Here is a 14,059-nt window from a genome sequence, read left to right as displayed (position 1 = left end):
CAACCGTAGCTCCAACCGTAGCTCCAACCGTAGCACCAACCGTAGCACCAACCGTGGCTCCAACCGTAGCACCAACCGTGGCTCCAACCGTAGCACCAACCGTGGCTCCAACCGTGGCTCCAACCGTAGCACCGACCGTAGCACCAACAGTTGCTCCAACAGTTGCTCCAACAGTAGCTCCAACAGTAGCTCCAACAGTAGCACCGACCGTAGCACCAACAGTAGCACCAACAGTAGCTCCAACAGTAGCTCCAACCGTAGCACCAACAGTTGCTCCAACAGTAGCTCCAACAGTAGCTCCAACAGTTGCTCCAACAGTAGCTCCAACAGTAGCACCGACAGTTGCTCCAACAGTTGCTCCAACAGTAGCACCGACAGTAGCACCAACAGTTGCTCCAACTTTTAATCCAGATTAAATTCAGCAACGGTTTAATAAAATATAAAAACTCCCTTTTGATAATATTTCAAAAGGGAGTTTTTATTTAAAAGACCTTAAAAATCGGATCAAAAATCAGCATAATCCATTTTAAAAGATGGACTTCAAGAAAATCCGCAATATTAAAAATATATTTTATACCGCCGGTAAAAACCAGAACAAGTAAAATAGGCAGTCCGTAAGGTGCTAAACGGAAATAAGTGTCGGATAAATCTCTCGGCAAAAAATTTCTGACTATATTTGCACCGTCAAGCGGAGGAATCGGAATCAAGTTAAACAAGCCAAGCACCAAATTTATTCTTACTATAATTCCTAAAAGCATTATCAAAAGCGCTATTATCCCTGTGTCATTATGTAAACCTTTTGAATTTGAGATTGCAAGAATCAAATAAATAATGAAAGAAAAGAATATTGCCATCACAAAATTACTAAAAGGTCCTGCAAAAGCAACCAGCATAAGCTTATGTCTGTCTCTTATGTTATTGGGGTTTATTTCAACAGGTTTTGCCCAGCCAATTCCGACAATAAAAAGCATTAGTGTTCCTATTGGATCAAGATGTCTGAACGGATTCAGCGATAATCTTCCCTGTTCTTTAGGTGTAGGATCACCAAATTTATATGCAACAAAGCCATGCGCCCATTCATGAATTGTTATGCTTATTAATAGAGGAAAAGTAAGTACAATAAAAAATATTAAAAAAATCAGCGGGTTTTGAAAAAGAAGTTTAATTAATTGATATAAAAGCATAAATTTTTTCTTTCTTTTGTTTCTTAAAAATTTATTCTATCAAATATTAGACATGTAGAGAATCACTTATTTAGTCATATTCAAGCTATGATTAAAATCAAGTATGCTAATTTAAAAACTCTGCAAATTTATTTGTCAGAAAAAATTAAAAGAATTAAAATAGATTATAGGAGGTTAGATTAAAATGAACAGAAAATCAAGTTTACTCGTTATCCTTTTAGTTTTTGCATTGCCGGTATTACTCTATTATGTAACAAGAGCACCCAAAGAAAGTATTTCCTCCGCAGCACTTGCAGAAGCCACAAATCAGCCAAAAGTTCTTCATTTTAGCCAGACAATGTGCTCGGAATGTAGAAAACTTGCAGGTTACTACGGTTCGATAGAACAAGAATACAAGGGAAAAGTTTTATTTGTCGATATTGACGTTGCAGACGGAACTCCCGCAACGCAATCTTTAATGCAAAAATACAATGTGAGAGTAGTTCCGACACTAGTCTTTATCAATAAAAACGGTAAAATAGTAAAAGTTACAGAAGGAGCAATTCCTAAAGAAGAGATAGAAAGGTGCATAGATAGTATAATCAAATGAATAATTTATTAACAAATATCTTCTCAGGACAATTACACCATTTTTCGCCGTGGATTATAGTTCTTATCTTTATAGGAGGTATAGTCAGCTCTTTATCGCCGTGTACTTTAGGAATATTACCGGTAATAATGGGTTATGTCGGAGGTTATTCAGAAAATACAACAAAAAGAAATGTTATTCAGGTTTTATGTTTTGTATTTGGTCTTTCTGCGGTATTAACAACTCTGGGAATGATTGCAGCATTTACTGGAAAAGCTCTTGGCTTTCATGTAAATCCTGTTTTCGGACTTGTACTTTCTTCATTAATTATGGTAATGGGCTTAAGTCTGCTTGAAGTCATAGAAGTTCCTATGCCGATTATAATCAAGCAAATGCCTAAAAACAACAATAACAACCTGATTTTATACCCGATTATTTTAGGAGGCACATTTGCTCTGGCATCGACTCCATGTTCAACGCCTATTCTGGCAGGAATTATGGCCTACGCTTCACTTAAGGCAAATTTAATGCTCGGAGGACTCCTGCTTTTTTGCTATGCACTCGGTCAAAGCGTAATCCTTGTTTTTGCAGGTTTATTTACTTCAATGTTTAAAAAAAGTAGTATTCTAAAAACTTTTTCACATCACTTTAACAAATTCAGCGGAACAATACTTATTGCCGCTTCAATATTTCTTTATTTAAAAATATTTGGCGTAGTGTAAAAGAATAAATTTACAAAGAGAAAAAGAGCTGATTGTCAGCTCTTTTTCTCTTTGTAAAAAAGTTATAAATTTTTAAAGTTATGTGTATATTTTATACAGTTAACCTGCAAAAGCAGAGACTATTTGTGATTCTATGCTCGGGTTATTTTGGTTATCAATATAATTTACTATGTTAATAAACATTGAAAGAATAATCAATATTCCAAAAATTCCGAAGGTTTTTGATAAATTTTTTTGCATTAAGCTGCTACTCCGTAATTTAAATAATTCTAGCTCATAACATTTAAGCCAGAACCGCTTCCGGAAGAAGAAGATGACGAAGAGGCGCTAAATGAATTTACTCCGGTTGTTTCTGTTCCGCCTCTGGAAACACCCGGGCTGCTAAAAATCGACGCAGTAAAAACAGGCGGCGATGCAGCTCCTAGAACACCGGTACTTTCAGGAAGCCGTGTTGCTCCAACTGCACTGGAATTGTTAATTAACATGTTTGTCTCCTTAACTTGAATATCCTCTTAATACTAAATACTTATTTAATATAGATTTGGTATATATTAATAAAAACAATCAAGTTGAGAAAAGTGCCTTTTTGTAACAAAAAATTAAGATGTATTTATTTTAATAAATAAAATTAGAATTAAAAGCCGCCATATTGGCGGCTTTTTTTATCCTTTAATAACTTTAATCCAGATTTCTCTGCTTCGAGGACCGTCAAATTCCGTAAAATAGATACCCTGCCACTGTCCTAGCTTTATATTTCCGTCTTTAATTATTAAATTCAAGGAACTTCCCATAAGGCTGGCTTTCACATGCGCATCGGAATTTCCTTCAGAATGGCGAAAATCCATGTAATCAGGAGAAATTTTATTTAAACTAAAAAGTATATCGTCTTTTACACTCGGGTCAAAAGCTTCATTAACAGTAAGCCCTGCTGTTGTATGCGAACAAAACACAACACAAATGCCGTCTTTTACTTCCAAATTCTCAATGGTTTTCTTGATTTGCGCTGTTATGTCTATTAATTCATTTTTTCTTGAAGTTTTTATGCTGAGTTTTTGCATTTTTAGGCCTTTCTTTGTTTAAAAGCTTCATACATAATAATTCCTGCTGAAATGCTTAAATTAAGCGATTCAACAGCTTCATTCATGGGTATTTTTACAAATTCATCCGCCTGACTTGATAATATATCAGAAATACCCTCGGCTTCTGAGCCAAAAAATACTATGGTTGCCTGTTTATAGTCAATTTCATGATATAAGCTTTGTTTTGTATCATTTTTGATTTTTGTCGCCAAAAATTGAAAATGCCCGAAATTTTCCAGCTCTTTTCTTATAATTCCTGTTTCTTTGAAAAAAACAACAGGAATTTTCCATAAATTAGTGGCAGAAGACCTTACGACTTTAGGATTGTAAATGTCTATACACTCTCCGGTCAAAATAATGCCGGAAATGTTTGAGGCTTTGGCTGTTCTGATAATTGTTCCGAGATTTCCAGCATCTTTTATGTTTTCCAAAACAAGGATTAAAGGATTTTTTTCTTTAAATAAATCTTTTAAAACAAACTTTTTTTGATTTGCAACAGCAACAATTTCTGGAGGAGTTTCAGTTGTGGAAATCTTTTTGAGGATTTTTTCATCCGCAAAATAAAGTTTTTCTTCAGGAAAATTTAAAAAATTTATTTTTGAACTTCTGTTCACAAAAATATATTTAATTTCAAGCCCTGAATTTAAGGCTTCGTTAACGCCCTTTAATCCTTCTATTAAAAACATGCCGGATTCAGTCCTGCATTTTTTCTGGTGAAGTGCAGTAGTTTCTTTGATTATAGGATTTTGAAGACTTGTAATTTCTTGCACTAAAAATTTATCCTATTGCCTGTTTTTGGTATTTTTCAAGCCAAATATTTTCCTGTTCGGTTAAAAGGCTCTTATCAATTAAATTATCATCAAAATTAGCTTTTGTCAGCGATTTAATTTGAAAATCAGCAGTAATTTTAACTGTATTTTCGATTCTCACCCCGCCAAAATCTTCGCAATAAAGCCCCGGCTCTATCGTAAAAACCATGCCCGGCAAAAGTTTTGTTTTGGAAAATTCAGAAGGGCTTATTCTCGGAGGAGATTCATGCACCGAAAGTCCTACGCCATGCCCTGTTCCATGAGAAAAATTAAAACCTTGAGGCTTATTCTGCTCGATAATTTCTCTGACTTTTTTGTCTATATCAAAGCCTGTGGTGGTTTCTTCCTGTTTATAATTTATTCCGTGTAAAAATGCTCTTAAAACTCCGGTGTAAATTTCCTTTTGTTTCTTATCAGCAACAGCTTTCAAGCCGTTTGCAAGGAAAGTCCTCGTAATATCAGTTGCATAGCCTCCTTCAAAATATCCTCCGCAGTCTAAAAGCAGGAGTTCACCAGATTCTATGAGTTTTTCGGGATTTGCTTTTGTATAGTGAATAAAAGCCGTGTTTTTTCCGCTTGCCACAATGGGTTCAAAACTTAAACCAAAAGCTCCTTCTTCGAAAAACAGACTTTTGACTTTATCTGAAAAATCTTTTTCCGAAATCTTTTCTCCATGTTCCAGACTCTGGTTAAGCCAGCTTTTAGCCCTATTTACAACTATATCTGTTTTTAAAAAACATTCCTGAATATGCTCGAGTTCTTGTCTGTTTTTTACTGATTTCATTAGAGAGATAGGACTTTCTTTGATTTCAATAAGCTTGTGTTTCAGTTGTTCAAGTTTTCTGCAATCGCTTAAATTCATTGAATAAAAATCATATCCGACATTTAGCTGCTTATGAACTTTTTTTAAATTTTTTGAAAAATCACTGTCTTCGCTTTCAAAAACAAATTTATTTCCTAATTTTTGACGTATTTCAGGAGTAATGTTATTTAAGTCCGTAAATATAAAGCATCTTTCGGAATTGATAACAGCTTTTGCCTTAAAACTTGAGCTGTAGGAAATTTCAGTTCCTCTTAGATTGGTAAGATAAGCTATTTCCTCTAATTTGGTAATCACAAGAGCGTCTATATTTTTTTTATGATTTTCTTTAATTACCAAATTAAGCTTTTCCTCAGGAGATAAACCTGCAATTTCAATCGGAATAAATCTTAATTCGGCTGACTTTTCGGATTTTTCAATTTTTGCAAAATCTATTACAGGATCAAAATCAAGCTCTTTATATAAAACATTTTTGTCGGCAAGAATATCAAGAAGCTTTTTGTAACCGCCGCAGTTCATTTTTTTTGATATAATTCCCACCGCAGACTTATTTTCAGACAATTCAGCAATTTTTTCATAAAGAGCTGTCTGCGGTGCTTTGTCCATACCTACTTTTACAACAGTTATAAGTTTTTCATCAACTTCTTCGTCAGCCTGAAGATGGTAACGCCCGTCAACAAATAAAAATATATCTGTAGGCGTAACGAGCGCATCGCCTGTAGAGCCCGAAAATTCTGTTAAAATAAATCTCGCATTTTCTTTTGAATCGACATATTCGTTTAAATATTTATCTGTAGAAAAAACTATAAGAAAATTTAATTTTTCATTTTTCATAAAAATTCGTATTTTTTTAATTATATTTTCTTGAACAATCATTTTTGTTTTCCTTTTTTTATATACAAATCTTACACTATCTTTGGAAGAAACTCTAACCCTACTTCTTTAAGGGAGTGGGCTAGAGCCAGTTTATTTGTTAAGAAATATTAAAGACCGTTAAACCCTGATAATACAAGAAAATTTTATTTTTTTACTAATTTTTTTCTTTTTTAAACGCAATTATTTTTTATCAGGGCATTTAAAAAAAGAGATTGATGTCTATAAAATTTAAATGGAAATTAATATAAAAATGAATATAACTAAATATTCCACTAATAAATTAAGTTTTGGAGATCAAAAACCTCCTCTGGTTCTTACGAACAACGCCAATAATACCAAAGAATTATATGTGTTAACCGAAAGAATAAATGCAGTAATAAAAGAAATAGGCGGAATAAATTTATATTCTGATAATACAGGAAATATTCAAATAGCTCTGGCTAAAATTGAAATGCTCAGGCTGGATACACAAAGAGCATGGGGAAATTGTCCATCAGCATTAGAGCAAAAGTTAAATAGGCTTGATTTGCTCAAAAATGAGCTTAACGGAATAAGTGATTTATTGGGTGAAACTAATCAAAACATTGATTCCCATCAACAAAATAAAGGATTAATCTTGCCAAAAAAAGAACTCGACTTAGTTAGCGGCATAGATGCTCTTACCGCTTATAATTTATTGGACAGAAACCCCTCTAACATTCAAGAAAATAAGATAAGAAAGCTTTGTCTTAATGCAATAAGTCAGGAAAGTCTGGAAAACTCTTTAAAAGAAATTAAAAAATCCGATTGGAATTTTGAAAAGCTTAATGCAGAAGACAGTAAAATTTATCCCCAATTAAGCACACAGTTGATTATGGGAAACATAAAAACAACAATAGAAAAACAAATTAAAACTCTTGATGAGAAATTGATTAAGTTACAAAACGAAAAAGGAACTTTTGTTACTGAAGTTGGGGTAAAAGTTTATGATCCTAAGGTAACGGGGCAAATATTAGCTTTGGAAACAGCAAAATTGCGCCGTATAAGTGTCCAAAGCCCGATAATTATGCCCAATATCGAACAAAGATTAAGCAATCCTGCTATTTTAGCCCAGCCAATACCGTCAGATTTTCCTTTGTTTTTTAAAATTGATAAAAAATTTATTCCCAAAAAAGTCGAACTTCAGCAAATTCTTAAGTTAAATGAACCTTTTAAACCGGTTTTAAATAAATTATTTCCCGAAGGGCTTAATGTATTTATGGTTCCCGGATATACCGATGACAAAATGGGGTCTATTGAAGGGGGAATAAGCCTCCCCGGTTATCCGGATAAAGGAATCTGGCTAAATTCTTATGATTTTAAAGAACGCTATAACTATACATCCAACTTAGAAAAAGTTATAGGGGCTTTAAGAAGTGTTAGTGCTGTTAAACCGAGTGTTTTAAAAGGAAGCAACGACAGAGCAAGAGCTTTAGCTCATGAAATAGCACATTCTATAAGTTATAAACTCGAAAACAACCATAAACAAAAAAATATTCCAAAAGCTTCCGGCCTCCTGGTAACTGATTGTGGAAACATAAATTTTGCCGACGGCTGGAGAATGTTAAGAACAAATGTACAGTTTAATGATAGGAGCCTCAAAGATGATGCAAGATTCATGACAAAAGGCAGTTTGGGCAACTTAAGGCAAGTTTTTGAATATGAAGCAATTGCAGAAGATATAAGAACCGCCTTAACAGACAAAAACCTCCCCGCTGCTTCCAGCATGACAAGTTTTTTTGATCAGACAGAAGAAGGAAAGAAACAAGTTATCAATATAAAAAATTATGTATGTAAATGCCTTTTAGAAGATAAATCTCCGTCAGAAGTAATCTTTGAACAGGTTAGTAATAAAAAATTCAAAACAGGATGACAATTTATAAAGTTTTTATTACATTGTCGGCATTTTAATTATAATATATAAAGATAAAGATAAAGTAATATTTCAAGTGAATTTATACGATTACAAGGTGAAATTGTGAATAAATCAGTTTTTATAGTTGAAGATGAAACGGATATGTTGAATTTATTGGATTTTATCCTGACAAAAGAAGGATTTGAAGTCTTTAAATTTAATAAAGCGGAAAAAGCTTTAGCAGAAGTCGAATCGCTCATGCCTGATCTGGTACTTCTTGATGTTATGTTGCCTGATATGAGCGGATTAGAGCTTTGTAAAAAAATAAAAGACAATCCGAAAACTTCAGATATTCCCGTAATAATTCTTACTTCAAGAAATGATGAATATGATGTTATTCTGGGATTTAATTTCGGGTGTTCTGACTATATAACCAAGCCGTTTAATGAAAAAATTCTTACCGCAAGAATAAAAGCTACAATAGAAAAATCATGCAAAAATTGTCCTTGCGGCAAACAAAATGGCATTGTTAAAGTCGGCAAATTACTAATTGATCTTTCAAAGTTCGAGGTATCAATAAAAAATAAACTTGTTGATTTAACACCTCTTGAATTTAAACTTTTGCATTTTTTAACAAAAAATCAAAATAAAGTTTATACAAGACAGCAATTATTCAGAGAACTTTATGAAGATGAAGATAACCGGAGCGATAGAGCTATCGATATTTTGATTAACAGGATAAGAAAAAAAATAGGGTCGTACGGAAATAACGTCGAATCTATTTATGGAGTCGGTTATAGTTTCAAAAATTTCAAAGAACAGGATTCGGAAAATTGCAAAGCGGTTTAAATAAAGATATAAAAATATCTGAAAGAGATTTGCTTTTTGAAAAAATAGTGAGAAAAATTTTTGATACAAAAGATATTGATGAAATAAAAAATTATATAATAACGATAATTGGCAAAGAACTAAATGCCACCAGATGTTTAATAGCTGAATATGATTTTGAAAACAACAATCAGTTGAATATTAAGAATGAATATCTGAACTCCCCCGAAATAAAGAGCTTTAAGGCATCTGTAAGAAAAAGTAAAATAACTGATGATTCTTTAGACACAGGATTGATTATTTATGATTCTGAAGAATATTTAAGAACTAATAATTATGATGCGGAGTCAATCGAAGCGCATAAATTAAGAGATTATAATGTCAAATCAGGTTTTTCTGTTCCTATCTACCATAACGATAAATGTTTTGGAATTATCATACTTCATTATGACAAAAGTTATGCTTTTAATAATAAAGACATTTATTTTGTCAAAATTCTGGCAGGTCATATTGGAATAGCCTTAAATCAATTTATTCTTTATGAAACTGTTAAGAAACAAGCCGATCAGGAAGCTATTTTAAGAAAAATTACCCAGACGATCAGGAGTTCTCTTGATCTTGATAAAACCTTAAAAATTATTTGTACGGAAATTTCAAAACTTTTTGATGTTGAAAAAGTTTTAATTGTCGGATTTTCCGAAGATGCAAATATAATTAATACACTTCGGTATCAATATGTTTTGAATAATACCGTAAAACATGATTGGTTTAAATTAAGCAACAAACTTCATGAATATTGGAAAAAGATAATAACAGAAAATAACGGAACAGTTGTTATTAATAACATGGCTGAATCTAATACACCTGATTCGTTGAAAGAAATATACGAAAAACTCGGCACAAAATCACTGCTCTCTGTAAGCTTAAGAGGTGAAAATAAAGAATGGGGTGCAATAAACCTACACAAAATATCAATTTATAAAAATTGGACAAAAGATGAAATAAATTTGCTTAAAGCTATAAGCGATCAAATATATATCGCAATTAATCAGGCAGAACTCTATAAGACGGTTCAAGAAACCGCCAAAAAAGAAAAAATGCTGGCAGAAATAATGTCGGTTACTAAAAGTAATCTTAAAATTGATGAAATTCTTATGGTAATTTGCAGTCTTTTATCAAATTTTTATGACGCTAACAAAATAATAATTTTAAACCTTGATAAAGAAGGAAATAAATTAAATATTTTAAAAGAATGCTCGAAAAAAAATAAAATTAGCCATGATTTATCTCTAAAAAGTAAAAAATATCTTTATGACAAAATAAGTGAGAACAAAAATTTAGTCATTAATGATATCGAAAAGGCTGATAATCCTCAATATTTTTTGAAAGAGCTTAAAACAATCGATATAAAAGCTCTTATAATGGTTCCGATATTTATTAACATAAATGAAACAGGTGCAATTTTTATTCTGGATAATAAAAAAAATAACTGGCAACAGGAAGATATTCATTTTTTATCAAGAATTGCCATTTATATTTCAATCGCAATAAAAGAAGCAAATATTTATAACCAGTCAGAATTTATGTCCAACGTTTCACATGAGTTAAAAACCCCGATTTCTATTATAGACGGGTATGCAGGCGCTCTTTTGAATCTTGAAAATCCTGATTGCGAAACTGCAAACCAATTTTTGCATATTATAAAAAACAACGCGAAAAGATTGAACAAACTTATTGATAATTTATTGTTTATTTCTACCATAGATAAAAAACTTGATTATAAAAATGTAGTTTTTGAAAAATTAAAAGTTATAGACTTAATTGAAAACTCTTTACAGCTTTGTGAAGAAAAAATAAAATCAAAAAATATTAGAATAGAAAAAAATATAGAAAATATCTTTATAAAGAAAGCAAATATAATACTTTTACAACAATTAATAATTAATCTGCTTATAAACGCCGTAAATTACAGTGAAGACTCTTCATTGATAAGCATAAACGCAGTAAAAAATGACAAGAAAATATTAATAAGCATTGAAGACAGAGGTTGTGGGATAAAAAAAGAAGACCTGCAAAATATTTTCGAAAGATTTTATCGGGTAGACAAATCAAGAAACAGAGAAACAGGCGGAACAGGTCTTGGCCTTAGTATATCAAAGCTAATTAGTGAAAGACATGGCGGAGAGATAACAGTAGAAAGTGTATTCGGAAAAGGAAGTACTTTTACTTTGCATTTGCCGGAATAATAATTCCATTACAAACGCCTCGATTCAAACATAATGACAAATTTTAATCTGCAAACCGCCAACATTTAGTAAATTCCAGTATTTAGAAAAGTTTTACATTTTAGAAATATTTCAGATAATTTTTAGAAAATATAAAATGTTATATTCACTTTGTGAGTGAAAAATTGAATATATATTTTAGAAATTTGATTTTTAAATAATATTTATTAAATTAGAAAGGAAAAAAATGGCAACTGATGTACTTATGTCCAAAATGGAAAAAAACTTTGATGCAGGCAAACCAATGTTCCCAATCAGTGTAATAGCTGATCTTCTTCAAGTTCACCAGAGAACATTAAGAATTTATAACGAAGAGGCAATACTTGTGCCTGAAAGATCACCTAAAAATCGCAGGCTTTATTCGTTCAATGACATTGAAAAAGGCAAATTTATCCAGTATATGTCAAGAGAACTAGGCATAAACATAATTGGCATTAAAATTGTTTTTGAACTTTTAAAACAGCAAAACATTAAACCTGAAAATTACAAAACTTATATTGATGACATTGCCAAAAAAATCAATATAACTCATGAAATACAGCAGCAAAACAGAGAAAAACTTTCAAGAAGAGGAAGAAAACCGGGAAAAATTGATTAATTCCCTTTAATAACTTGGGCTAAAGCCCTTATTGACGGTTTTTTGAGGCAATAACTTTTAATCAGAGAGTCTATTTTTGTTATTTCATTGAAAACACAAGAAACACCCGTGCTTATTAAAAGGACAGGTGTTTCTATTTTTTCAATCAGGTTAATCTGATTTTTGTAAAAAACAGAATTGTATTCAACAAAAATTACGGCATCAAAATCTTTTGTCATTTCTAAAATCTTTTTGATTTCTTCATTTTGCGGATTAAGCGTATAAATAAGTTCTTTATGTTTGATTTCATTAAGAAAATCAGAAATTTTTGATTTATCTTTTGCAAGATTAAATATTTTTGATTTATCGGGAGATAAAATCAAAAAATTTTTGTTTTTATTTAAGGGAATTAAATTTCCTTTTTTTTCTATTTTTATTGATTTCAGTGCTGTTTTATCGATTATTTCCTGTGATTTCGATTGATTGATAACCTTTTTCGGGCTGGAGGACAAAATCCCGTACTTTTCCTTGATAAAAAGTATTTTTTCTACGGATTCATCAATTTTTTCAAGGGGAATTAACCCTTTTTCTACTGCATTTACGAGTTCATCAATAAGTTTAATGATTTCATCATTGGAATTTCTGAATATAAATAAGTCAATACCGGCATTAATTCCTTTTATACAGGCATCCAAATAACTGTAGTGCTTGCTTATCCCGCCCATCACCATATCATCTGAGATTATAAGTCCTTTGTAGTTTAATTTTCCTTTTAAATAATCCGTAATTATTGTTTTTGAAAGTGATGCAGGAACAGCTTCTTTTTCAGGGAAATCAAAATATTTATAAAAAACGTGCGCTATCATCAAAGCATCTAAATCATTGTTAAGAGCGTTCTTAAAAGGTTTTATATGAACATTTTCGAGTTCTTCAAAAGACAATTCTACAGCCGGCATGTCAAGATGTGAGTCCATAGAGGTTTCTCCATGTCCCGGAAAATGTTTTCCCACAGGAATAATCTGATTTTGTATAAAAGTTCTATAAACAGGCTCTGAGTACTTGATAACATCTTCAGTGCTGCTGCCAAAACTTCTTACACCGATAATCGGGTTATTTGCATTGGTGTTGACATCAAGAACAGGCGCAAAATTCATATTTACACCCATGAATTTTAATTCTTCCGCCATAATTTGTGTGTGTTTTTCAATAAATTCAGGATTTTGTGTTGATGCAAGCGCCATAGCAGTAAGATAATTAATTTTATTTTTTATATTAATAGTCCGTTCAACAAGCCCGCCTTCTTGATCAATGCTTACAAAAAGGGGGATTTTTGCTGTATCCTGTAAATTTTTTGATAAATCGCTAATTTGATTGTAGGAATCAATATTTTCAGCAAACAATATAACTCCCCCGAGTCCGTTTTTTATCGCATTTTGAATATTTTTATTCTCAGGATTTAAGTCGGTTCCGGAAAACCCCATAATAAACATCTGGAATATTTTTTCTTTAACAGTTAAATCATTCATTTTTTTGTTATTAATATTTCCCATAAATCATATTTTTAAGTGAAGTAAACACCTTTAGTTTTATTGTAATCTGATTATACATTACAGTAATAAAAATTTTTACTTTGGGGAAAAAATCTTGAGATCATTTATAAAATATACAATTTCAGTTATTATAATTCTTGTGGTTTCTGTCCTTTTTCTTTCACCACAGGCATCTGCCATAAAAAAATCAAAGAAAAATGCGATGACGCCCGAAGAATTAGATAAAATAACAGTTTCTGTAAACAGACTGGTTAAAAAAGTTTATTCAGCCTCTTTATTTGCTCCCGCAGATAATGATGCCCTTTTTGAAGCAAAAATGAAAGTGGATACAGAAATTCAGGGAGAATCTCCTGATCCTTCTTATGCTGACCTTGTTTATAAAATTGCTTTTATACTAAAAGAAAGAGAATTTAAGGACGATGCGATTATCTATTATAGAACCGTAATGGATAAATTTCCTGATTCATCTTATGTGCCGAGAGCTGCTGAAGAACTTCGCAAGCTCGGAGTAAAACTGGATGCCGGCACTGAAGGTGATAGCGGAGAATAATCTTCTTGCACCAGGCAAAACATCATAAAACATAAAAATTTTGCAAAAATTAAAAATCCCGATTCCTTTAGTCGCACATTCGGCGGTTCAAGCTGGAAACGGGATTTTCTATATGATCATCCTTTTTAAGGAGAGATTTTATTTATATCTTTAATATATCATTTGTTTAAATAAACACCATCCCCCGTAAGTGGTATAATTTGCAAGAATGCTGCTTTTGAAAAGAATAAAATTTCGCAGATTTTATCTAATAACCCGAATTGCTAAATGGTAGAATTCCAAAAGGGACAGATATTTCGCTTTGCTCAACATGACAATAAGAAAATTAATTGGCAACT

Annotated in this window: 15 protein-coding genes; 8 read left to right on the top strand and 7 right to left on the bottom strand. The window is 31.8% G+C overall.

Features of this window, described 5'->3' with window-relative positions; translation table 11 throughout:
• Positions 1-416: hypothetical protein (locus WCG23_05365; GenBank protein ID MEI8389297.1), on the top strand; the 416-nt coding region annotated here is incomplete at its 5' end.
• Positions 417-482: 66 nt separating this feature from the next.
• Here the strand turns inward: WCG23_05365 and WCG23_05360 are convergent.
• Positions 483-1,184 (bottom strand): site-2 protease family protein, encoded by a 702-nt coding sequence (locus WCG23_05360; GenBank protein MEI8389296.1) that lies wholly within the window; start codon positions 1,182-1,184, stop codon positions 483-485.
• Positions 1,185-1,368: 184 nt separating this feature from the next.
• On the opposite strand from WCG23_05360, the gene WCG23_05355 reads away from it, so the two are divergent.
• Together WCG23_05355 and WCG23_05350 are read left to right on the top strand one after the other, a co-directional pair.
• Positions 1,369-1,773: a thioredoxin family protein gene (locus tag WCG23_05355; GenBank protein MEI8389295.1), complete on the top strand. Its 405-nt coding sequence runs from the start codon at positions 1,369-1,371 to the stop codon at positions 1,771-1,773.
• A complete protein-coding gene (locus WCG23_05350) occupies positions 1,770-2,474 on the top strand; it encodes a cytochrome c biogenesis protein CcdA (GenBank protein MEI8389294.1) in 705 nt (234 codons plus the stop codon). The genes WCG23_05355 and WCG23_05350 overlap by 4 nt, the downstream gene beginning before the upstream one ends.
• A 99-nt stretch (positions 2,475-2,573) precedes the next feature.
• Here the strand turns inward: WCG23_05350 and WCG23_05345 are convergent, their stop codons facing one another.
• The 5 genes from WCG23_05345 to WCG23_05325 form a co-directional block, all read right to left on the bottom strand.
• A complete protein-coding gene (locus WCG23_05345) occupies positions 2,574-2,714 on the bottom strand; it encodes a hypothetical protein (protein MEI8389293.1) in 141 nt (46 codons plus the stop codon).
• 29 nt (positions 2,715-2,743) lie between these two features.
• The gene (locus WCG23_05340) at positions 2,744-2,959 is read right to left on the bottom strand and encodes a hypothetical protein (protein MEI8389292.1); all 216 of its coding nucleotides are present in this window, start codon (positions 2,957-2,959) and stop codon (positions 2,744-2,746) included.
• A 177-nt stretch (positions 2,960-3,136) separates the two neighbouring features.
• Positions 3,137-3,532 carry a secondary thiamine-phosphate synthase enzyme YjbQ gene (locus tag WCG23_05335; GenBank protein MEI8389291.1) on the bottom strand — a complete coding sequence of 132 codons (396 nt, stop codon included), beginning with the start codon at positions 3,530-3,532 and terminating at the stop codon, positions 3,137-3,139.
• A gap of 2 nt (positions 3,533-3,534) precedes the next feature.
• Positions 3,535-4,323 (bottom strand): RNA methyltransferase, encoded by a 789-nt coding sequence (locus tag WCG23_05330; GenBank protein ID MEI8389290.1) that lies wholly within the window; start codon positions 4,321-4,323, stop codon positions 3,535-3,537.
• Positions 4,324-4,330: 7 nt separating this feature from the next.
• The gene (locus WCG23_05325; protein MEI8389289.1) at positions 4,331-6,058 is read right to left on the bottom strand and encodes a M24 family metallopeptidase; all 1,728 of its coding nucleotides are present in this window, start codon (positions 6,056-6,058) and stop codon (positions 4,331-4,333) included.
• Between the two features lie 250 nt (positions 6,059-6,308).
• Between WCG23_05325 and WCG23_05320 the strand changes: the two genes are divergently transcribed.
• The 4 genes from WCG23_05320 (at position 6,309) to WCG23_05305 (ending at position 11,642) form a co-directional block, all read left to right on the top strand.
• Positions 6,309-7,949, top strand: a complete 1,641-nt coding sequence (locus WCG23_05320; GenBank protein MEI8389288.1) for a hypothetical protein — start codon at positions 6,309-6,311, stop codon at positions 7,947-7,949.
• Positions 7,950-8,054: 105 nt separating this feature from the next.
• A complete protein-coding gene (locus WCG23_05315; GenBank protein ID MEI8389287.1) occupies positions 8,055-8,780 on the top strand; it encodes a response regulator transcription factor in 726 nt (241 codons plus the stop codon).
• Positions 8,765-11,005, top strand: coding sequence for a GAF domain-containing protein (locus tag WCG23_05310; GenBank protein ID MEI8389286.1), 2,241 nt, complete (start codon positions 8,765-8,767; stop codon positions 11,003-11,005). Before WCG23_05315 ends, WCG23_05310 begins: the two co-directional genes overlap by 16 nt.
• A gap of 226 nt (positions 11,006-11,231) precedes the next feature.
• The gene (locus tag WCG23_05305) at positions 11,232-11,642 is read left to right on the top strand and encodes a MerR family transcriptional regulator (protein MEI8389285.1); all 411 of its coding nucleotides are present in this window, start codon (positions 11,232-11,234) and stop codon (positions 11,640-11,642) included.
• On the opposite strand, the gene nagZ is transcribed toward WCG23_05305, so the two are convergent.
• Entirely contained in the window at positions 11,639-13,171 is a 1,533-nt protein-coding gene (nagZ, locus tag WCG23_05300) for a beta-N-acetylhexosaminidase (protein MEI8389284.1), read from the bottom strand. The genes WCG23_05305 and nagZ overlap by 4 nt on opposite strands.
• 94 nt (positions 13,172-13,265) lie before the next feature.
• Between nagZ and WCG23_05295 the strand changes: the two genes are divergently transcribed.
• On the top strand, positions 13,266-13,721 hold the full coding sequence (locus WCG23_05295) for a hypothetical protein (protein ID MEI8389283.1): 456 nt from the start codon (positions 13,266-13,268) through the stop codon (positions 13,719-13,721).
• Positions 13,722-14,059: the final 338 nt, after the last annotated feature.

Source organism: bacterium (assembly GCA_037147175.1).
Taxonomy (GTDB): Bacteria; Cyanobacteriota; Vampirovibrionia; order Gastranaerophilales; family UBA9971; genus UBA9971.
This window is presented reverse-complemented; position numbering and strand designations above follow the sequence as displayed.

Coding starts and splice junctions, on each gene's coding strand:
- WCG23_05360 (MEI8389296.1), bottom strand. CDS start 1,184: ATGCTTTTATATCAATTAATTAAACTTCTTTTTCAAAACCCGCTGATT.
- WCG23_05355 (MEI8389295.1), top strand. CDS start 1,369: ATGAACAGAAAATCAAGTTTACTCGTTATCCTTTTAGTTTTTGCATTG.
- WCG23_05350 (MEI8389294.1), top strand. CDS start 1,770: ATGAATAATTTATTAACAAATATCTTCTCAGGACAATTACACCATTTT.
- WCG23_05345 (MEI8389293.1), bottom strand. CDS start 2,714: ATGCAAAAAAATTTATCAAAAACCTTCGGAATTTTTGGAATATTGATT.
- WCG23_05340 (MEI8389292.1), bottom strand. CDS start 2,959: ATGTTAATTAACAATTCCAGTGCAGTTGGAGCAACACGGCTTCCTGAA.
- WCG23_05335 (MEI8389291.1), bottom strand. CDS start 3,532: ATGCAAAAACTCAGCATAAAAACTTCAAGAAAAAATGAATTAATAGAC.
- WCG23_05325 (MEI8389289.1), bottom strand. CDS start 6,058: ATGATTGTTCAAGAAAATATAATTAAAAAAATACGAATTTTTATGAAA.
- WCG23_05320 (MEI8389288.1), top strand. CDS start 6,309: ATGAATATAACTAAATATTCCACTAATAAATTAAGTTTTGGAGATCAA.
- WCG23_05305 (MEI8389285.1), top strand. CDS start 11,232: ATGGCAACTGATGTACTTATGTCCAAAATGGAAAAAAACTTTGATGCA.
- nagZ (MEI8389284.1), bottom strand. CDS start 13,171: ATGGGAAATATTAATAACAAAAAAATGAATGATTTAACTGTTAAAGAA.